This window comes from Flavobacterium sp. KACC 22758, assembly GCF_028736135.1.
Taxonomy (GTDB): Bacteria; Bacteroidota; Bacteroidia; order Flavobacteriales; family Flavobacteriaceae; genus Flavobacterium; species Flavobacterium johnsoniae.
The window spans coordinates 4,197,980-4,217,736 of sequence record NZ_CP117878.1 but is presented as its reverse complement, the minus strand read 5'-3'; the positions used below and the strand labels follow the sequence as shown (position 1 = coordinate 4,217,736).

The 19,757-nt window shown below is 32.5% G+C and carries 22 protein-coding genes; 10 read left to right on the top strand and 12 right to left on the bottom strand.

Annotation, left to right across the window (positions count from 1 at the left end; translation table 11 throughout):
- Window positions 1-126 precede the first annotated feature (126 nt).
- From PQ462_RS17555 to PQ462_RS17545, 3 genes are all read right to left on the bottom strand, one after another.
- On the bottom strand, window positions 127-1,341 hold the full coding sequence (locus PQ462_RS17555) for an RsmB/NOP family class I SAM-dependent RNA methyltransferase (protein WP_073408590.1): 1,215 nt from the start codon (window positions 1,339-1,341) through the stop codon (window positions 127-129).
- 150 nt (window positions 1,342-1,491) lie between these two features.
- Complete coding sequence (locus tag PQ462_RS17550; protein WP_274250976.1) at window positions 1,492-3,465, bottom strand: KUP/HAK/KT family potassium transporter; 1,974 nt, start codon at window positions 3,463-3,465, stop codon at window positions 1,492-1,494.
- Window positions 3,466-3,600: 135 nt separating this feature from the next.
- The gene (locus PQ462_RS17545; protein ID WP_274250975.1) at window positions 3,601-4,878 is read right to left on the bottom strand and encodes a hypothetical protein; all 1,278 of its coding nucleotides are present in this window, start codon (window positions 4,876-4,878) and stop codon (window positions 3,601-3,603) included.
- A gap of 239 nt (window positions 4,879-5,117) precedes the next feature.
- Between PQ462_RS17545 and PQ462_RS17540 the strand changes: the two genes are divergently transcribed.
- A complete protein-coding gene (locus tag PQ462_RS17540) occupies window positions 5,118-6,179 on the top strand; it encodes a WD40/YVTN/BNR-like repeat-containing protein (protein WP_274250974.1) in 1,062 nt (353 codons plus the stop codon).
- Window positions 6,180-6,255: 76 nt separating this feature from the next.
- On the opposite strand, the gene PQ462_RS17535 is transcribed toward PQ462_RS17540, so the two are convergent.
- The 5 genes from PQ462_RS17535 to PQ462_RS17515 all read right to left on the bottom strand — a co-directional run bounded on the left by PQ462_RS17535 (window position 6,256) and on the right by PQ462_RS17515 (window position 9,245).
- A complete protein-coding gene (locus tag PQ462_RS17535; protein WP_012026742.1) occupies window positions 6,256-6,714 on the bottom strand; it encodes a hypothetical protein in 459 nt (152 codons plus the stop codon).
- Window positions 6,715-6,733: 19 nt separating this feature from the next.
- The gene (locus PQ462_RS17530; RefSeq protein ID WP_274250973.1) at window positions 6,734-7,147 is read right to left on the bottom strand and encodes a hypothetical protein; all 414 of its coding nucleotides are present in this window, start codon (window positions 7,145-7,147) and stop codon (window positions 6,734-6,736) included.
- 33 nt (window positions 7,148-7,180) lie between these two features.
- The gene (locus tag PQ462_RS17525; RefSeq protein ID WP_274250972.1) at window positions 7,181-7,723 is read right to left on the bottom strand and encodes an RNA polymerase sigma factor; all 543 of its coding nucleotides are present in this window, start codon (window positions 7,721-7,723) and stop codon (window positions 7,181-7,183) included.
- A gap of 77 nt (window positions 7,724-7,800) precedes the next feature.
- Window positions 7,801-8,982 (bottom strand): SRPBCC family protein, encoded by a 1,182-nt coding sequence (locus tag PQ462_RS17520; protein WP_274250971.1) that lies wholly within the window; start codon window positions 8,980-8,982, stop codon window positions 7,801-7,803.
- 74 nt (window positions 8,983-9,056) lie between these two features.
- On the bottom strand, window positions 9,057-9,245 hold the full coding sequence (locus PQ462_RS17515; RefSeq protein WP_044048116.1) for a hypothetical protein: 189 nt from the start codon (window positions 9,243-9,245) through the stop codon (window positions 9,057-9,059).
- 82 nt (window positions 9,246-9,327) lie between these two features.
- On the opposite strand from PQ462_RS17515, the gene PQ462_RS17510 reads away from it, so the two are divergent.
- A complete protein-coding gene (locus PQ462_RS17510) occupies window positions 9,328-9,708 on the top strand; it encodes a nucleoside triphosphate pyrophosphohydrolase family protein (protein WP_012026738.1) in 381 nt (126 codons plus the stop codon).
- A 60-nt stretch (window positions 9,709-9,768) separates the two neighbouring features.
- Here PQ462_RS17510 and PQ462_RS17505 read toward each other — a convergent pair whose 3' ends face one another.
- A complete protein-coding gene (locus PQ462_RS17505) occupies window positions 9,769-10,839 on the bottom strand; it encodes a branched-chain amino acid aminotransferase (RefSeq protein ID WP_274250970.1) in 1,071 nt (356 codons plus the stop codon).
- A 310-nt stretch (window positions 10,840-11,149) separates the two neighbouring features.
- Here PQ462_RS17505 and mnmD point away from each other — a divergent pair, with 310 nt between their 5' ends.
- Together mnmD and PQ462_RS17495 are read left to right on the top strand one after the other, a co-directional pair.
- Window positions 11,150-11,815 (top strand): tRNA (5-methylaminomethyl-2-thiouridine)(34)-methyltransferase MnmD, encoded by a 666-nt coding sequence (gene mnmD / locus PQ462_RS17500; RefSeq protein ID WP_274250969.1) that lies wholly within the window; start codon window positions 11,150-11,152, stop codon window positions 11,813-11,815.
- Window positions 11,816-11,981: 166 nt separating this feature from the next.
- Complete coding sequence (locus tag PQ462_RS17495; RefSeq protein WP_044048114.1) at window positions 11,982-12,179, top strand: hypothetical protein; 198 nt, start codon at window positions 11,982-11,984, stop codon at window positions 12,177-12,179.
- Between the two features lie 34 nt (window positions 12,180-12,213).
- On the opposite strand, the gene PQ462_RS17490 is transcribed toward PQ462_RS17495, so the two are convergent.
- On the bottom strand, window positions 12,214-13,155 hold the full coding sequence (locus PQ462_RS17490) for a LysR substrate-binding domain-containing protein (RefSeq protein ID WP_274250968.1): 942 nt from the start codon (window positions 13,153-13,155) through the stop codon (window positions 12,214-12,216).
- A 109-nt stretch (window positions 13,156-13,264) separates the two neighbouring features.
- Between PQ462_RS17490 and PQ462_RS17485 the strand changes: the two genes are divergently transcribed.
- The 4 genes from PQ462_RS17485 to can all read left to right on the top strand — a co-directional run bounded on the left by PQ462_RS17485 (window position 13,265) and on the right by can (window position 16,650).
- The gene (locus tag PQ462_RS17485; RefSeq protein WP_274250967.1) at window positions 13,265-13,744 is read left to right on the top strand and encodes a Dps family protein; all 480 of its coding nucleotides are present in this window, start codon (window positions 13,265-13,267) and stop codon (window positions 13,742-13,744) included.
- Window positions 13,745-13,877: 133 nt separating this feature from the next.
- Window positions 13,878-14,159: a hypothetical protein gene (locus PQ462_RS17480; protein WP_274250966.1), complete on the top strand. Its 282-nt coding sequence runs from the start codon at window positions 13,878-13,880 to the stop codon at window positions 14,157-14,159.
- Window positions 14,160-14,238: 79 nt separating this feature from the next.
- Window positions 14,239-15,888, top strand: a complete 1,650-nt coding sequence (locus PQ462_RS17475) for a SulP family inorganic anion transporter (protein WP_274250965.1) — start codon at window positions 14,239-14,241, stop codon at window positions 15,886-15,888.
- A 126-nt stretch (window positions 15,889-16,014) separates the two neighbouring features.
- Window positions 16,015-16,650 carry a carbonate dehydratase gene (gene can / locus PQ462_RS17470; protein WP_012026728.1) on the top strand — a complete coding sequence of 212 codons (636 nt, stop codon included), beginning with the start codon at window positions 16,015-16,017 and terminating at the stop codon, window positions 16,648-16,650.
- Between the two features lie 35 nt (window positions 16,651-16,685).
- Here can and PQ462_RS17465 read toward each other — a convergent pair whose 3' ends face one another.
- Both PQ462_RS17465 and PQ462_RS17460 read right to left on the bottom strand, forming a co-directional pair.
- Window positions 16,686-17,888 (bottom strand): LETM1-related biofilm-associated protein, encoded by a 1,203-nt coding sequence (locus PQ462_RS17465; protein ID WP_274250964.1) that lies wholly within the window; start codon window positions 17,886-17,888, stop codon window positions 16,686-16,688.
- Between the two features lie 109 nt (window positions 17,889-17,997).
- Window positions 17,998-18,525 carry a superoxide dismutase family protein gene (locus tag PQ462_RS17460; RefSeq protein ID WP_149206560.1) on the bottom strand — a complete coding sequence of 176 codons (528 nt, stop codon included), beginning with the start codon at window positions 18,523-18,525 and terminating at the stop codon, window positions 17,998-18,000.
- Between the two features lie 214 nt (window positions 18,526-18,739).
- Between PQ462_RS17460 and PQ462_RS17455 the strand changes: the two genes are divergently transcribed.
- On the top strand, window positions 18,740-19,177 hold the full coding sequence (locus PQ462_RS17455) for an META domain-containing protein (RefSeq protein WP_274250963.1): 438 nt from the start codon (window positions 18,740-18,742) through the stop codon (window positions 19,175-19,177).
- A gap of 36 nt (window positions 19,178-19,213) precedes the next feature.
- Window positions 19,214-19,735: a DUF4251 domain-containing protein gene (locus tag PQ462_RS17450; protein ID WP_274250962.1), complete on the top strand. Its 522-nt coding sequence runs from the start codon at window positions 19,214-19,216 to the stop codon at window positions 19,733-19,735.
- Window positions 19,736-19,757: the final 22 nt, after the last annotated feature.

The following is a 19,757-nucleotide window of genomic DNA, read 5'->3' as shown; positions in this document are numbered from 1 at the left end:
AGAACTCCTTTTGGAGTTGTAGATCTAGATAAGAACCCCATAAAAAATAAATCCCAAATTTTAATTTTTACAATTGAAATTTGGGATTTGTTGTATTGGGATTTCCAAGTAAATTGGAATTTGATCTTATTTTTTTCTTTCCAAAAGTGCCATATAAAATCCGTCAAAACCAGATTCTGAAGCCAGTAATTTACGATCTTCAATAAAGGTAAACTGCTGTCCTATTTCTGTTTTTAAGAATTTCTCTACTTGTTCCTGATTTTCAGATGGTAAAACAGAACAAGTCGCATAAACTAATTTTCCTCCTGGTTTTACAATTTTAGAATAGCTTTCTAAAACTTCACTTTGAACTTTGCGAATGTTATCGATAAATTCAGGTTGTAATTTCCATTTAGAATCAGGATTTCTTTTTAAAACACCTAATCCGCTGCAAGGCGCATCAATTAAAACACGGTCTGCTTTTTCATGCAGTTTTTTAATCACTTTTGTAGTGTCAATAATGCGGTATTCAATATTAAAAGCACCATTTCTTTTGGCTCTTAACTTTAACTGCTTTAGTTTGCTTTCGTACAAATCCATTGCAATCAGCTGCCCTTTATTTTCCATTAAAGAAGCAATATGCAATGTTTTTCCTCCAGCTCCAGCACAAGTATCTACAACACGCATTCCCGGTTTTACATCAAGGAAACCAGCAACTAATTGTGAGTTAGCATCCTGAACCTCAAAAAGTCCTTGTTTAAAAGCATCTGTTAAAAATACGTTTGCTCTTTCTTTTAAAACTAAAGCTTCGGGCTGATCTTTTAAATATTCTGTTTCAATATTTAAATCCATCAAAGTATTTCTAAGACTTTCTTTAGTTCCTTTAAGAGTATTTGTTCTTAAAATAACTTTAGCCGGCTGATTTTGAGCCGTAATTTCTTTTGACCAGATTTTTTCTCCAAGTTCTTTTACGCCCAATTCGTCCATCCAGTCCGGAATAGATTCCTTTAAAGCTCTAACTTTTGAAAGCTCGTCAAAACGTCCCTTGATTTTTCTTTCAGGAGTTCCTTCTAATTGTCTCCAATCTGGAATTGGATATCCTCTTAAAACTGCCCAAACCGCGAACATTCTCCATAAATTATCTCTGTCGTAAGGTTCTTTTACTTCGGCAATTTCTGCGTATAAACGTTTCCAGCGAACAATCTCATATATCGTTTCAGCAACAAACTTCCTGTCAGAACTTCCCCAACGTTTGTCTTTTTTTAATGCTCTGGCTACCACTTTATCTGCATATTCTCCTTCATTGAAAATTGCATTTAAAGAGTCGATGGTAGTATAAACTAAATTTCTGTGTAATCTCATTTCTAATATTTGAGCTGCAAAGGTACTATTAATTGGTTGAAAGTTAAATTTTTAATTAGGATTGTTGTTTAGCTTTCATTCTCAAAACAAAAAAACACTCTGATAAAGTTTTAAAAGAGTGTTTTGTAAATAGATTTCTGCAGGCAGTTTTTATTTTGTTATTCTTGTCAGTCCAATGTTTTCCGGAGCATGAAGCACCATTGGGAATTTCTCTATTTTTACAGAGCTGCTGTCTAAACCAAAAGCTCTTTCTTCAGATAAACTCAGTTTTTTAATGAAGAAATAAGAGTTCATAATAATATTTTCGTGCCATCTTAAATCGTTGTCATTAGATAAGAACTTCTCAGACAATACAAATTTAAAATCTCCAATAATATTGTTTTTGTTTAATGACTCATAACGGCTGGTAATGTCCACTTCGCCGCGTTTTACCATATCACGAATTACTTCTCTAAACATTAAATTGATTTTAGTTGGCTCTCTAAAACCTAAGTTAAAATCGATTCTGTAAATATCGTCTTTAGCAATTTCGGTAACTTTATATTGTGTTTTATAAGGTTCTGTAAGGATGTTTACGTGTACAAACCAATAAATATCGGCTCTTTTTGGGCGTTTTTGTAAAATAGAATAAATTACTTTTTCCTCCAGCTCATCAACACGATTTGCATTTGTCATGTATACTAAATGCGTAGCATATTTAGGAATTGATAAGTCTTCACTTAATTCCATTAATACCTTTTTATAGTCGTCAATTTTGATAACTTTTGTGTAGTTTTTATTGATTTTCTTAGCTAAATACCAAATCGTCATGATTGAGATAAGCAAGATCGCAATGATTAAAGTTACATAACCGCCTTCGGCAAATTTGGTGATGTTGGCAATTAGGAAACTAAATTCGATTAATAAATAAATCGTGATAAGCGGTACCATAAAGTACAGTTTTACACGCTTCATAATTAAATAATAATTCAGCAAAATAGTCGTCATAATCATACATAATATGATGGCAAGACCATAAGCATGTTCCATATTTCCTGATTTTTCGAAGTGTAATACAATTCCAACACAACCAAAAAACAACAGCCAGTTGATTGACGGAATGTATAATTGTCCTTTAACTTCGGTAGGGTATTTAATTTTTACTTTAGGCCAGAAATTCAAACGCATTGCCTCGTTGATCAAAGTAAATGATCCGCTTATAAGAGCCTGAGATGCAATTACGGCTGCTAAAGTTGCTACTACAATTCCAAATGGTAAAAACCAATGCGGCATAATGAGGTAAAACGGATTTCCGTTTTCTCCACCTAATTGCTGTAATGTACTTCCTTCGTGATGAATTAAATAAGCAGCCTGACCAAAATAGTTTAATACTAAAGTTGTTTTTACAAAGATCCAGCTGATTCGGATATTTTTTCGTCCGCAGTGTCCCATGTCAGAGTACAAAGCCTCAGCTCCGGTAGTACATAAAAATACAAAGCCTAATACGAAGAATCCGTCAGGGTGAACCGAAAGAAGGTGATAAGCATAATAAGGATTTATAGCTTTAATAACTTCCGGAAAATGCATAATTTGGATAAAACCTAAAGTACCAAGCATGGCAAACCAAATCAGCATCATTGGTGCAAAAAACTTTCCAACAAGCTTTGTTCCAAATTGTTGTATGGTAAAAAGTATAAAAAGAATTGTAATTACAATGTAAACAATAGTTTGCGTCTGCATTGTTGGATAAAACGCCCTGATTCCTTCAACAGCTGATGAAATTGAAATTGGCGGCGTAATAATACCATCGGCAAGAAGTGCGCTTCCTCCAATTATGGCGGGTACAATGAGCCATTGAATTTTAGTTTTCTTGACTAAGGCATAAAGTGCAAAAATACCACCTTCGCCATGATTATCAGCGCTTAAAGTAATAAGAACGTATTTTATTGTAGTTTGTAATGTTAAAGTCCAAAATACACATGAAATACCTCCTAAAACAATGTCGGCATTAATTGTATGATTGCCAAGAATGGCTTTCATTACATATAATGGAGAAGTACCAATGTCTCCATAAATTATCCCTAATGTTATCAATAAACCCCCTATAGACAACTTACTATGTAAGTTTTTATGCGATGCGCTCATGTATATTTTTAATAAAAGACGGTTGCAAATTTACTGTTTTAAAACAAATTAGCGGCAATAATAATTAAAAAGATAAAAAAAAGCACAATCCCCAAATTGTGCTTTTAATTTTAAGTAAAAATTGAAATATATTTATTATCCTCTTCTCCCGCCTCCTCTAGAATTTGAACCGCTTTCTCTTTGCGGCTGGCTGTTTCCTCTTGACTCCTGGCTTGCACGAGGAGATTCAGAACGCTGTGTATTTTGAGATCTTGATGCATTTGATCTGTTTTCAGAATTCCCTCTGCTTTCAGAATAGCTTCTTGGAGATTCTGATCTTTGAACAGGAGCAGCAGATGAAGATCTGTTTGTATTTCTGTTTTCAGAATAACTTCTTGGCGATTCACTTGCTGATGAAGATGTTCTGTTAGTGTAATTTCTGTTTTCTGAGTTTCCTCTTGGCGCAGTTGCATTAGAATTATTTCTTCCGTAATCTGCTCTTGGAGTATTGTCAGTTCTTGGTGTGTTTACAGCCGCAGAATTTTCTCTGCTGGTTACACGATTTGTATTGTTGTAACTTCTGTTAGTTGTTGATCTGTTATCAGTATAATTTCTGTTTTCTGCAGAAACTCTTCCTGAGTTAGATCTGTTATAATTGTACGTATTTTGAGTTCTGTTTAGATCTCTGCTGGCCACTCTTCTTTGATCTAAGTCATATCTGTTACTTACATTTGAATGTCTGTCAGCAAAGCTGTAGTTTGGTCTCATTCTTTCGTAACCATAAGTACGTCTTGTTTCATAAATAACAGGAGCTCTATAGCTTCTTCTGGTATTTACATAGTTGTAGCTGTTATGAACATTAATACACACATTTATGTTATTTCTGTATCTGTAAACAGGATAAGGTCTCCACGCTGTGTAATAAGTTGGGTAATATCCCCAATACCATGTAGAATAATAAGGTCTGTAATTTGTAACCCAGAATGAAGTATAAATTACCGGAGCAACACTGTAAACGGGTTCGTAGATGTAATTATCACCATATAAATAGGTGTTACCTACAACCTGAACACTTACTTTGTTGTAGTTGTCTCTTTCTACATCAATTGTAGCAACGTCCTGATACACATCACGATCTAAAACCGCTTGTATAATTACAACGTGAGTTCTGTCTTCTACAGATTCGATTACACGTAAATAATCTACCTGGTCATCACCATTTAAGTCAAGGTTAGAAATTTGATATTTTGGATCGTTTAATCTTCTTTCAAAATCCTGAAGATTTGCAGATTCACCAAACATAGAAGCAACGGCTCTTAAATCTAAATTATCGCTTATATCTGAATTTTTTGCATACACCGTAGTTTGATTTTGTGCGGCACAAGAACCAAAAACTAATGCTGTAAAGGCTATTAAAAGTAATTTCGTTTTCATGATAAAATCATATTAAATTATTTGTATCAGGAGATGTCCAATTACTGTGCCACAAATTTATTTCTATGCTTTCATGATGTTAACTATCATGTTTTTAAGGTGTTATTGATTTGTTGAATTTTGGGCTTGATTTTATTGAACAAATAAGGCCTGAAAATTATTATTTTCTGAAAAAAAAGGAAACCTATTTGAGATGTTATAAATAATCGTATTTTAGCATGAAACAAATTTTAATTTATATGAAAAAACTGATTTTATTTTGTGGTCTTTTTGTTTTGTTAATGTCTTTTACTTCATTTAATTACAATAGTAAAAAAACATTTTACGGCGGATTTACCTCTATGACAATTGATACTTTGTTTAATGATAGAATTAGTATAAGAGCAATTGTAATAGATAAAAATAAAGTTTGGTATGGCGGAGATAACTCTCGTTTTGGATTTTATGATTTAGATAAAAAAGAAAAATTTGAAGAGCATATTTACCGTGATACACTTAAATTAGAATTTAGAAGCATTGCACAAACTTCTAAAGATATTTTTTTACTGAGTGTTGCAAATCCTGCACTCCTATATTCTGTTTCCAAAAAAGATCATAAAGTTAAATTGGTTTATAAAGAAGTTAATCCAAAGGTGTTTTACGACAGTATGCAGTTTTGGAACGATAAGGAAGGAATTGCTATTGGCGATCCAACAGAAGATACTTTTTCAGTAATTGTAACGCGTGACGGTGGAGAAACCTGGACAAAATTATTGTCAGATAAACTGCCGACAAATGCAGCCGGTGAGGCCGCTTTTGCTGCAAGTAATACCAATATCGTGATAAAAGGAAACGATACCTGGCTGGTTTCGGGCGGAAAAAAAGCACGTGTTTTTTATTCTCCTGATAAAGCAAAAACCTGGAAAGTGGTTGAAACTCCAATTGTTCAGGGCAAACAAATGACTGGTATTTTTACAGCAGATTTTTACGATTCTAAGCAAGGATTTATTGCGGGAGGAGATTACGACAAACCAAATAGTAAAATTAATAATAAAGCTTTTACTAAAGACGGCGGAAAAACCTGGGAATTAATAGGACAGGAAATGGGCTTTGGCTACGCATCATGTGTACAGTATGTTCCAGGAGGAAATGGAAGAGAAATCATTTGCGTAGGTTCTGAGGGGATACAATATTCTCAAAATGGAGGAGAAAACTGGACACAGCTTTCTACAGATTCAAAGTTTTTTACGATTCGTTTCGTAAATAGAAATACTGCAATTGCAGCCGGGTATAACAAAGTTGTTCGTCTTAACTTTAAATAAAAAAAAACAAGAACCCTAAATAATAAAGTAAGTATTATTATATAGGGTTCTTATCGCTGTTGTATTGTAATGGCAATTAATTTTTGCCTGCTTTATCTCGGTATTGCTTTAACAATTTTCGATTAAAATCATCTTCAGATTTTTTAAGCTTTAATATTTTTTTTGCCGGAAGCACCTTTTTTAGGTTTGACATGAATTTTTCGCGTAAAAGATATAATTCTTTGTCTGTGCTTTCAATTTGTGACAGCAATACTACCGCTTCTTTTTCTGAAAGAGAATTCAAATTATCGTCATCCAGTTTACGCAGATACGTTTTCATTTTATCATGACGCAGTTCAAACTGTTTGTCATCGTATGCATTGTAAATTGGCCAGAATTTTTCTGCTTCTGTCGAAGTAAGCTCAAGTTCTGTTGTCAAAAATGAAACTTTAAACGCTTTAACTTTTTCTCGCTTTTCATCGATTTTATCACTTTGAGCATAAAATGATAAAGTCGCTAAAAACAGAACTACCGTTAATATATTTTTGATTTTCATATTTATATAATTTTGTTTTTTATTCAGAAATTAAATTTTCAATATTTGGATTTGTTGCTAAAATATCCTCTAAGGTTTCTTCTTCTAATGCAACATTTTTATTTAGTTTGTCAATGTCTTTTGTGTCTAATTCTTTAATTAAATCGTATTGATTTAAATTTGACTGATAAGCAAGGTAATTTTCTAAAGTTGCTTCGTCGAGTTCTTTTGATGCCTTATAATAATGGTTCGCAGTTGGAATCATAAAGGCAATAAAAATTGCTGCCGCCGCTGCGATCGAAATGACTTTTTTTCGTTTATAAAGAGGAATTACTTTTACTTCTCTTTCATTTATCTGTTCTAAAACTTTTGCCGAAAAAGTATCAAAATAATGATCTGGGGTTTTAAATCCAGCAGCTAATTTCGGTTCGTTTTCTAATTTAAATTCTTTCATAATGTCTATAAGATAATATTAGCTATAAAAGGTTTAATTTGACGTAACATATAATTCAATTTTTTTTACCGCATGGTGGTAAGATGCTTTTAAGGCGCCAACTGACGTTCCTAAAATTTCTGCGATTTCTTCGTATTTTAATTCTTCGAAATATTTCATTTTAAAAACCAATTGCTGCTTTTCGGGCAGTGTAACAATTGCTTTTTGAAGTTTGATCTGGATTTCATTGCCGTCAAAATAAACATCAGACTTTAAATTGTCGATAGTTTTATTTTGTAAATCTTCAGAAGTTATGCCTTTTAATTTTGCTTTTTGATTTAAAAAAGTCAACGCTTCGTTTGTTGCAATTCGATACATCCACGAGAAAAGTTTACTTTCTCCCTTAAAGTTTTTTAAGTACTGAAATACCTTTACGAAAGTATTCTGCAAAACATCATCTGCATCATCATGATTCAAAACAATGTTTCGAATATGAGAATACAAAGGTTTTTGATAATCAGATATAAGTTTTTGAAACGCTGTGTTCTGCGTTTTAGGATCTAATAATTGTTGTATAAATTCCTTCTCGTCGATCAAACTTCTTGATTTATCAAACTTTATAATCAGTTAGAATACAATTTATACAAAAGGTTTAATCAACCTTCAAAAAAAAATTAAAATTCAGACTGTTCTTCTTCTTGTTTTGCGGCTGGAGTAGCCGCTGCAGGTACTGCAGGCTTTTGTGTAACAGGTTTTTGCACCGCTGGTTTTGCCGGAGCAGTTTCGGTTCCTGTTTCTGTTGAGTAATCTGGTGTGGTAACCGCAGCAGGAACCACTTTTGGTTTAATAGGGAAATAAATATCTGTAATTAATTTAGACGGACTTTTTACATCGAGTCTGCTTGCTTCTAAAACTTCCAGATGCGACCAGCTTAATTCAGGGATTATTTTTTCATTGTTAATATAAGCTGTTGTTTTTGCAATTGCTTCATTTGTATGACTGTAATCGCCTTTTAAAGTTGTTTTTACAGCATCAAAAGCATTTAGTTTTCCAGATAAAATATCACTTCCGGAACTAATAGAAATTTCTTTGTTTATTGGTAAACAAATAGAAATTTTCGCCAGTCCTTTTGCAGTATCATAAGTATGATAGATAATGAAAGGTTTTCCGCTTGTGCTTAAACCGTTAGTTTCGCTAAAGTGGATAAGCTTTGGAATTACAATTCGGGCATTTTTATTAATCTTTGGGATTTCACTTGTAAAAGTCTGCTTGATATAAGGAGTTTCAGTTTTTTTTACTACTCCGTTTACCTGTACGGCATATGTTTTAGTTTCGTAATCCAGATTCTTGTCGATGTTGGCAAGACTCTTTTCATAAATAGTTCCAATAACTTTATCAGAACCGCCGTTTAAGGCTGCATAAACTTTAAATAAAAAGCTCATTGTTCCTTTTGCTTTCCAGGTAACTTTTGTTTTTCCTGCTAAAGTATCTTTAAAAGTCCAGGTAACATCAGCTTCTGTACCGTCGTATTTCATTTTTTGCTCAATGCTTTCTCCGTCTTTTGTTTTTAGGGTAACGGCATTTCCTGTTCCTTCTTCGCCAGACCAGTAAAAAGAACCTCCGTTACCGGAAGTTTTATTTGGGAAAGTAAATTGTAATGTTGGATCTTCAACTGCCCACGATTCAAAATCTTCGTAATTTCTAAAATCATTTACATAATTATATACAGCAGCTTTTGGCGAATTGATGACTTTGCTTCTTTCTACAGAAAAAATCCCTTTTTGGGTAGCAACAAAAACGGTTAGGGCAACTAAGCTTAATAATAATAAAAGAAATAAATATTTTAGAATCTTCATTGTGCAGGTTTTTCGTAAAGTTATAAATTTTATTGGGAGACTAAACTAATAACTAAAAATTAAATAATAGATTGTTATCTTTTTAAAAATATTTTGATGACAAACAAAAGAGCAATAAAAAGCAGAAATACTAATAATACCTTATAATTTCCTTTGTAAAAAACTTTATGAAGTTTAAGATCTCTGCGGTAAGCAAAAATCATAACGATTACAAATGCAATAAAAAAACAGACTCCGAATATTAATTGTCCCTGACTAAACATAGTTTAAAATTATTTTTGACAAATTTAGAGAATTGTATACGATTTGCTGCTAATTTGCCGTCTCATTTAATAGAATAAAAACATGAAAAAACAACTTGATGCAGTTACTGAATTTCATACTGCTTTTAAAATAGGACACAGCCAGACTCCAATTGCTGATTTGGGAGAAACTAAAAAACTGCTTCGTTATAATTTAATGAAAGAAGAAAACGAAGAATATCTTGAAGCGGTTAAAAATAATGATTTAGTCGAAATTGCTGATGCTCTTGGGGATATGATGTATATTTTATGCGGTACTATCATTGAACATGGCTTGCAGGATAAAATTGAAGCTGTTTTTGATGAAATCCAGCGCAGTAATATGAGTAAGTTAGGTGAGGACGGACAGCCTATTTATCGTGAAGACGGAAAAGTAATGAAAGGTCCAAATTATTTTAAACCTGACTTTTCGAAGTTGTTGTAAAATAAAAAACCCGACAAATTTTTAAAATCTGTCGGGTTTATATTTTAAACTAATTATGGATTATTGAACTTTAACTGTCCATCCGTAAGTATCTTCAGAAAGTTTGTTTTGAAGACTTGTTAATTTTTCTTTTAAGAATGAAGCATATGAATTCTCGATTGGAGTTAATTCAAAATACTCATCTTTGTATGAGAAGCCTTTAATAACGCTGATAACAGCGGCAGTTCCAGCTCCGAAAATTTCTTTTAAAGATCCGTTTTTAGCAGCTTCTACTAATTCTGAAACAATTACAGGGCGAACTTCAACATTTAATCCTTCTTTTTCTGCCATAGCAATTAAACTTTTTCTGGTAACACCATCTAAAATTCTTTCGCTTGTCGGCGCAGTTAATAAAGTATCGTTTATTCTGAAGAAAACGTTCATTGTTCCGGCTTCTTCTAACTTTGTATGAGTTGCATCGTCAGTCCAGATAACTTGCTGGAAACCATCTTTGTTTGCTAAATTAGTTGGGTAAAACTGTGCAGCATAGTTTCCTGCAGCTTTTGCAGCGCCAATTCCGCCATTTGCAGCTCGGCTGTAATGCTCAGCAATAATAACTTTTACTTCACCTCCGTAATATGCTTTTGCAGGAGAAAGTAAAATCATGAATTTATATTCGTCTGATGGATTAGCAATTACTCCAGGTCCTGTAGCAATCATAAAAGGACGAATGTACATACTTGCTCCGTTTCCTCTCTGAATCCATTCCTGGTCAATTTTTAATAATTCATTTAAACCGTCCATGAAAATATCTTCCGGAACTTCTGGCATTGCCATACGAACTGCAGAATTGTTAAAACGTTTGTAGTTTTCATCAGGTCTAAACAACCAAACATCATTATTTTCGTCTTTATAAGCTTTCATTCCCTCAAAAATTGCTTGACCATAATGAAAGACTTTAGAAGAAGGATCCATTAAAATAGGCGCATAAGGCTTAATGACCGGAGTCTGCCATTGTCCTTTTTTGTAATCACATTCAAATAAATGGTCTGTAAATACAGCACCAAAGCTTAAGTTTTCAAAGTCTACAGAGCTTATCTTAGACGATTCAGCTTTTCTGATTTCAATTTTGCTTGTTTGAGTTGTACTCATAATTATGTAAAGTTTTTATCTATTTTGTATTCTTTCAGATGAAAATCTAACGTAATGATCTGATGAAGAATAGGTTTTACTGAATGCAAAATTACGGAAAAATATATAATTTACTTGGTAAAACTGCATTAATTCCTGCATTTGACTGAGATTTATTTATCTTACAATAAACCTAAAATTTTAGCGAAGTTTTATAAAGAATTTATGAAAAAACTGTCGTTTTTTAAGGCTTTACGCATTTGTTTTAATTAAATTTGACTGATAAAATAAACTCAAAATCAATAAAACACCATTGTAAAATTCGGAAATTGTGAAAAGGGAAATAATTAAAACGCTAGATGGTTCAACGACAATTCATTTGGAAGAGTGGAATGAAAGTTATCATTCTAAACATGGTGCAATACAGGAAGCAAAACACGTATTTATAATGAATGGACTTTCTCTATTTGAGAACAATCCGGTAAATATAATGGAAATTGGTTTTGGGACTGGCCTAAACGCTTTTATTACTTTTTTGGAGTCTGAAAATAAAAATCAAAAAATTGACTATGTTGGAGTAGAGGGATATCCGGTAAATGCAGAAGAAGTTTTGGCTATGAATTATGTCGAAGAACTAGAAGCATTGGAATTTCGTAATATTTTCGAAGAAATGCATAAATCAGAGTGGGGTGAAAAAATAGAAATTAGCAGCCGTTTCTCGTTAACCAAAAGGAAACAATTTTTTGATGAAATAAACGATTTAGAAATTTTTGATTTGATTTACTTTGACGCCTTTGGATATCGTGTTCAGCCGGAGCTTTGGAGTACTGAAATTTTTCAAAAAATGTATAATAGTTTAAAACCAAATGGAGTTCTTGTTACTTATGCAGCTCGTGGAGTTGTTAAAAGAAGTATGATTTCTGTTGGATTTACGGTCGAAAAATTGGCAGGGCCTCCGGGAAAACGAGAAATGTTTAGAGCCTTTAAAAAGGTTTAAGTGAGTTATTTAGAATAGTTCTATATTGATTTAAACGCATTAAGAAAACGTATTCGCTGCTAAAATTTTTAAAAAAATAAGTTAAAAATAGTGTCTGTGAATGTTATTTGTTTACATTTGTTGCGAGTTTAAAAATATAGATAACCCCCAAAAATCTTATTTTATTATGTCAAAAATGATGTTTGATTACACAAAATCAATACTTGAAAGAGTAAGTTTCGATCCGGTACTTTTCTGCAAAGAGTTAGAAAAAGCTATCAAAACACTGTTGCCTTACGAAATGGAACAATTACAAGAATGGTTATTAAGTTTTGTAATCGAAAAACCAGAATTAAAACCAAGTCTACAGCTAATTAAAGTATAAAAAAAAGGAGCCAATTTGGCTCCTTTTTTTATGATTATTTTTTTTGCAGCGGACTGATGATCTGCACATTCTGAAAAACAATAGCGCCTTTTACAACACCGGCAATTGTAGATCGAATGGCATCAATGATCTGCATTTTTAATTCGCTCTTTGGGTAAATTAAACTTACCTCTCGGGCAGGTTTTGGTTCCTTAAAGTTTCGTAATTTTAGTTTATCGGATTCTTTTAAGTCTAAGGTGTGCAAGTACGGAAGTAACGTTGTGCCCAAACCTTCATCGGCTAATTTTATTAAAGTTTCAAAACTGCCGCTTTGAATCTGAAAATTGTTTTGGTCGATATCAGTCCCGTTTTTACATAAATTTAAAATTCCGTCTCTAAAACAATGTCCGTCTTGTAAAAGCAGGATTTCATTAATGTTTAAATCGGCAACTTCAATTTCTTCTTTTTGAAAACTATGATGATGTTCCGGAATATAAGCTACAAAAGGCTCAAAATACAAAACAATCTCTTTTATCTTTTCATCTTCAAGAGGCGTGGCAGCAATGGCAGCATCCAGATGACCGTTTTTTAATTTTACAATAATTTCATCTGTATTAAGCTCTTCAATTAAAAGCTTAACTTTTGGATATTTTTTAATGAAATTATTTAAAAACATTGGTAAAAGCGTTGGCATAATAGTAGGTATAATTCCTAATCGAAATTCTCCGCCAATAAAACCTTTCTGCTGTTCTACAATATCTTTGATTCGGTCAGCTTCGTTTACAATATTTTTAGCCTGATTTACAATTTTTTGTCCAATGTCTGTAAGCTGAATTGGTTTTTTACTTCTGTCGAAAATTAAAATATTAAGTTCTTCTTCAATTTTTTGAATCTGCATACTTAATGTTGGCTGTGTTACGAAACACTTTTCGGCGGCAAGTGTAAAGTTTTTATGCTCTGCAACAGCTAATACATATTGTAATTGAGTTATCGTCATTTTGATAGTAATTTTTGATGCAAAAATAGGTAAATATAATTTTTTTTTATAATTTTTTTAATCAAGTTGCTTTAAATTTGTAGTAACTTAGTTATTAAAATACAAGATTATGAAAACAAATATTTTAGGATTACCTGTAAAAGAGTCAGAATTGTTAGTAGAAGAATTAAATGTGTTATTATCAAATTTTCAAGTTTACTATCAAAATTTAAGAGGGATTCATTGGAATATTCGTGGTAAACGTTTCTTTGATCTTCATGTAAAATTTGAAGAGTTATATACAGATTCACAATTAAAAATTGATATGATTGCCGAGAGAGTTTTGACAATTGGCGGGACTCCATTACATACTTTTGAAGATTATATTAAAAACAACAAATTAACAGTTGGAAAAAATATTTCAAACGACGAAAAAGCGGTTCACTTAATTGTAAATTCATTATCGGATTTATTAAAAATTGAAAGAGTAATTTTGAAAAAATCTGATGAAATTAACGATGAAGGTACGAATTCTATGATGAGTGACTTTATTGCAGAGCAGGAAAAAACCATTTGGATGATGAATGCATGGTTAGACGAAAGCTTGTAATAGGTTGTTTGTTAATGTGTTAAAAAGCAGAATGATCAAGTTTGGTCATTCTGCTTTTTTATTTTTGTTAAAATTGTATAAAAATTTTGCCTTCCGGCTTTGATTTTATTTGTTTAACGCTATTTTTGTTTCGATGAAAATACTTGCACGCATATTATTATTCATATTTATTGCCTTCTTATCGACCCCGACAATTGTTCAGGCGATAAAGAAAGGGAATAATACCTGCGTGTCTTTTAGTATTACTGAAGAAGAAGTTCATAAAGAACTTAAAAATATTGTGCATCCTGTTGTTTTAGAACATGAAGTACTAATACCGGTTTACATTGAAAAGAAAACGATCGTTTCTGAAAACATCGTAAAACTAGATAATATTTCTCCGAGCATATTTGCTCCACCTCCCAATTTAGTATAATACTTCCGATTATTTGAAAGATGCTGTATTTGAAATAAATACGGCCGGTCTTTAATGTATTCATTTTTAGTATTGTATTATGACAAAAAAAATCAATCTTTTTGCCAACCTTAAATCTGATTTTGCTTCAGGTTTAGTGGTTTTCCTGGTGGCTCTTCCATTGTGTTTAGGTATTGCAATGGCTTCTGGAGCGCCGTTATTTTCTGGAATTATTGCAGGTGTTGTTGGTGGTATTGTGGTAGGTTATTTAAGCCAGTCACACATCAGCGTTTCGGGACCTGCAGCTGGATTAACAGCTATTATATTAACCGCTATTACTGATTTTGGCGCTTTTGATGTGTTTTTATTGTCTGTATTTATTGCAGGAATAATTCAATTAGCATTAGGATTTTTAAAAGCCGGAAGTATATCTAATTATTTTCCAACCAACGTAATCGAAGGAATGCTGGCGGGTATTGGAATTATTATTATTCTAAAACAAATACCGCACGCTTTTGGTTACGATGCTGATTTTGAAGGTGATCAGGCTTTTATCCAAAACGATGGAAGCAACTCCTTTTCATTTCTTTTTGACGTTTTAAATCACATTCATTTAGGTGCTGTTTTAATTTCGGCAATTTCACTTGCTGTTTTAATTTCTTGGGACAAAGTTCCATTTTTAAAGAGATTAAAATTAGTTCCGGGTGCGCTTGTTGCTGTAATTTTAGGAGTGTTGTTAAACGAATTTTTTATATCTACAGGAAGCTCCTTGGCAATTGCAAAAGAACATTTGGTTTCTTTGCCTGTTCCAAAATCTTTTGATGAATTCAAGTCTATTCTGGTTACGCCAAATTTTGCTGCTATTACAAATCCGCAGGTTTGGGTTGTAGCTGTTACAATTGCCATTGTTGCTTCTATTGAAACACTTTTATGTATTGAAGCTTCAGACAGAATGGATGTTCAAAAACGTTATACAAATACAAACATTGAGCTTAAGGCGCAAGGTGTTGGTAATGTTATAAGTTCACTTTTAGGAGGACTGCCAATGACATCTGTAGTTGTTAGATCATCTGCCAATAATAATGCAGGTGCAAAATCAAAAATGTCAACCATTATTCATGGTGTGCTTTTATTAATAAGCGTTTTATCTATCCCGGTAATTTTAAATAAAATTCCATTGGCAACTTTGGCAACCGTTTTAATTTTAGTTGGATATAAATTAGCAAAACCAGCAACCTTTATGCATTTCTGGGAAAAGGGGAAATACCAGTTTATCCCTTTTATTGCAACTTTGGTCTTTGTCGTTGCGACAGATTTGCTTAAAGGAGTTGCTTTAGGAATTGTGATTAGCATCATCTTTGTTTTAAGAGGAAACTTAAAACGTGCGTATAACTTCAAAAAAGAAGAATACGAAGACGGTGATATTATTCATATCGATTTAGCGCAGGAAGTTTCGTTTTTAAACAAAGCTGCGATAAAACAAACATTGAGCGAAATTCCTGAAAATTCAAAAGTGGTTATCAATGCTCACGATACAGAGTATATTGCACACGATGTTCTGGATTTAATTCGTGAATTTAAAGAAACCCGTGCAGTCGACGAAAACATTAGGGTAAAACTGACTGGTTTTAAAGAAGCTTACGAATTAGAAAATACTCCAGAAAACAATAATCATGTAACAATAGAGCATTATTATGATATTGTAAAAAGAGAAGTTGTAAGAAAAGAAGAAGTTAAAGAAGGTTTTTAAAACAAATTATATAAATAAAGATATTTATCAGGTTTGAGAACTATCAAAATTTAAATAACTTTACAAAAATTAAAGGTGTTTTTGATATGCTTAAGCATTGATAATTCCAAAAAAACAAAAAAAAGGATGAGAAAGTTTTATGAACAAATACTAGAGAACAATAAAAAATGGGTTGAAGATTCTTTAGCAAAAGACCCAAATTACTTTGCTGATTTAGCTAAAGGACAATCACCGCCTTTGTTATGGATTGGATGTTCTGACAGCCGTGTTCCTGCAAATGAAATTATTGGAGCAAAACCAGGTGAAGTTTTTGTTCACAGAAACATTGCTAACATGGTAGTTCACTCAGACATGAATATGTTAAGTGTACTGGATTATGCTGTAAACGTTTTAAAGGTAAAACACGTTATTGTATGCGGACATTACGGATGCGGTGGTGTAAAAGCAGCAATGGGACAGCAGTCTGTTGGAATTATCGACAACTGGCTTCGTCATATAAAAGATGAATACCGTCTGCATGATAAATATTTAAATTCAATTACTGACGAAACTGAGCGTTTTAATGCTTTTGTTGAAATCAATGCAAAAGAGCAGGTTTACAATTTAGCTAAAACTTCGATTGTGCAGGGTGCTTGGAAAAGCGGTCAGGATTTAATGCTTCACGGATGGGTTTACGGATTAAATTCTGGTTTTGTAACCGATTTAAATGTTACCATTAGTTCAAATGAAGAACTAGATCAGGTTTATCAGCTTGATCTTTAATATAAAAGAAAATCGCCTCAAAAGGGCGATTTTTTTTATTCGTTTTCGTCTAGATTTTCATTAAATGCAGATGGTAGCATAGTTGGGATAAACTTAATTAAAATCGGCAGTAATAAACTTCCTCCCGGAAGTAAAAATATAGTGAGCGACGGAATTGTTTTACAGATATCCAAAAGCTGTTTTTTTACTTTCTTTTTTTCCTTTGCATCTAAGTCTCTTGTTGTAGAATAAGCCAGTAAAACCATCAATTCCTTACTCTGAACAATTTCCTTAATTAATCTATTTTTGTTTCTTATAATCAGTTTTACAACGCTGTGTGTCATCTGATCGTAGAAATGCTTAACCGGATTTGAATAATTAAAGTATGGAATTTTCTTTTTATGTGTTGTAATAAAAGTATGTGTTGTGTCAATGCTTTTGGTTACAAAATCATCGCCAACGCCCATTGTAGAGCCTAAAGAATATAAGAAATACGATTCTTCATTTTCAACAACACCATCACTCCATAAAGCCATTCCGGCCATGTCAATCAGGTAATAATGTTCTAATTTATTTTTGAAATAATCCAATTGTAAAGTTTCTAAAGTCTCAACAGTAACTTTTGAAAATTTAGAATAACGAATGGAAGCTTCAAAAAGCTTAATTAATAAATCGTCGTGCTGTGATTTTATAGTTTTGGTTTTCAGAGCCAGACCTACAATACCTAAAACTGTTTCTTCAATACGTTTTAAATATTTTTCTGGAATTTCGCCATGTTCTAAATATTGTCTGAAAGCCAGAACATCTATAAACAAAAGTGCATTGGTTACTAAATGCGAAAAGTTTTTGCTTATAATACTGTCATTTGTCTGTACTCTCTCATCAATTATACTTTCTAATGAATGAGAAGGACTGTCTTTTGGAAGCAGAATTTTAAATAAATTAAAGCCTTCGGGGTTCATTTGTTTATAGAACTTTACAACTTCGTCAATAAAATTCTTAGGTTCAGAGCTTCTTTTCTCTAAACAAAAAACATGGTAGAGGGTATTTAATAAGGCAACTTTAGAAATTTCGGTTTTAAACCAGCCTTTTATAGGAATTGGAATTTGAGAATCAATAGCAATGATGTGACCATAAATAAACCCTGTTTCTCTCACTTTATAGTAAAAGGAATCTGTAGTTTCAAAAGGTATCGCCTCTGAAAACTTCTGCTCACTAAAAAATTTATCTATCCAGCCGTGTGCTGATGGGTTAATCATTACATTAAATTTATAGCTGCAAAGCTATATCTTTTTCTTGTTACAGAATATATTAAAATAAAATAACCACTAGTTTTTTGTAAAAATAGTGGTTATTGTAAATTTTTGCTTATTTAATGATCCCTGCACAGGCTACACGTCCGCCGGCATTTCCGGTTGGCTGAGTAGTAAAATCATCAGTTCCCTGATGAACAATTAAACCTTTGTTAAGTACATTTTTAGTTTCATCTTCACATCCTATGCACCATTCGTCTGTAGAAAATGTGATAGATCCGTTACCATTAGCATCTGCAGTAAAGTTTCCAATATCACCTTTGTGGTATTCTCCAACACCCCATTTTCCATGTTTTTTGAAAGTAGGATTCCAGTGTCCGCCTGCAGAACTTCCATCAGCAGAGCTGCAATCAGCTTTTTCGTGAATGTGAATGGCGTGAACTCCCGGCTCTAGTCCAGTCATTTTTGCAGTAAAAGTAACTTTGCCATTTTTTTCAGTAAAAACAGCTGTTCCGGCTACTTTACTGTTGCTTTTTGGCTCTAATGCAACCGTTACGGTTTTTGCATCATTTGATTTTGTATTTGTCTTACAGCCAACTATTAAAGCTGTAATTATAGCGAAAGAGACGATTAGTTTTTTCATAAATACGGGCATTTTAAATTAAAGATTAAGTAAATTTAACATAAAATAACGGAATAGTTTAACTCTAAAAGTTAAAAAAAAGTCAAACTATACTTTATAAATTAAGATTGATTAAGCACAAAACCCAAAAAATATGCTTAAATTCGTAATGGTTTTTGTAGATGTTTTCTGAAAACTCACTTTCCTAATTCATTCATATTTAATTCTTAATGTTATGATGAAAAAGATTTTTACTCTCATTTTATTTAGTTCAATATTGCTTTCCTGTAATGTTTTTAAATGTAAAAAAACAGATGCCGTTTCAAAACTCGATGGAACCTGGGAACTAAATTATATTACCGGACCGCGAATAGCTTTTGATGGTTTGTATCCCGATAAAAAGCCTACTATTACTTTTAATACAAAGGACAATCAGGTTTCCGGCAATAGCAGTTGTAATAACTATACAGGTAAATTGGTTGTAGACGGAAACAAAATCGATTTTACGCAGCCAATGGCAATTACAAAAATGATGTGCCTAAACGGACAGCAGGGCGAGCAGACGTACATAAGCACGCTTCAAAAAATAACTTCTTATGATATAACAGATGATGGCAAAACACTGAATTTAATTTCGGGAGATATTGCCATGATGAGATTTACCAAAAAGTAACCTTCTGTCTTTAAGTAAAATAAAAATTGAATTGAGATGAAAAATAAAGTATTCATTTTACTCGTATTATCTGTTTTTTTGAATTTTTCTGCCTTTGCTCAGGAAAAAACGAAAAAAGAATTAAAAGCCGAACGTGAGGCGCAAAAGCAAAAAGAAATTGAAGCGCTTATTGATTCTAAAAATTTTGTTTTTGAGGCTCAAAAGCTTACCCCGCAAGGAGGAAGATTAATTAACCTGGACTATAACATGTATTTTTTAAAGTTTAATACCGAAAAAACTACTGCAGATCTTCCGTTTTTCGGTAGAGGCTATAATGTAGGATATGGAAGTGACGGCGGAATTAAATTTGAAGGAATACCCGAAAATATTAAAGTAGAGAAGAAGAAGAAAAACACAACTATAAAGGCTTCTGTTAAAGGTAAAGATGATGTTTACGATTTAATGTTTACTATTTTTTATAATGGAGGCACCTCACTTTCGGTAAATAGTAATAATCGCGCGCCAATTTTTTATGATGGTGAAATAAGCGCTCCAAAAACAGATGAAAATAGAAAATAACATCTCCATAGTTTTTCTGCTT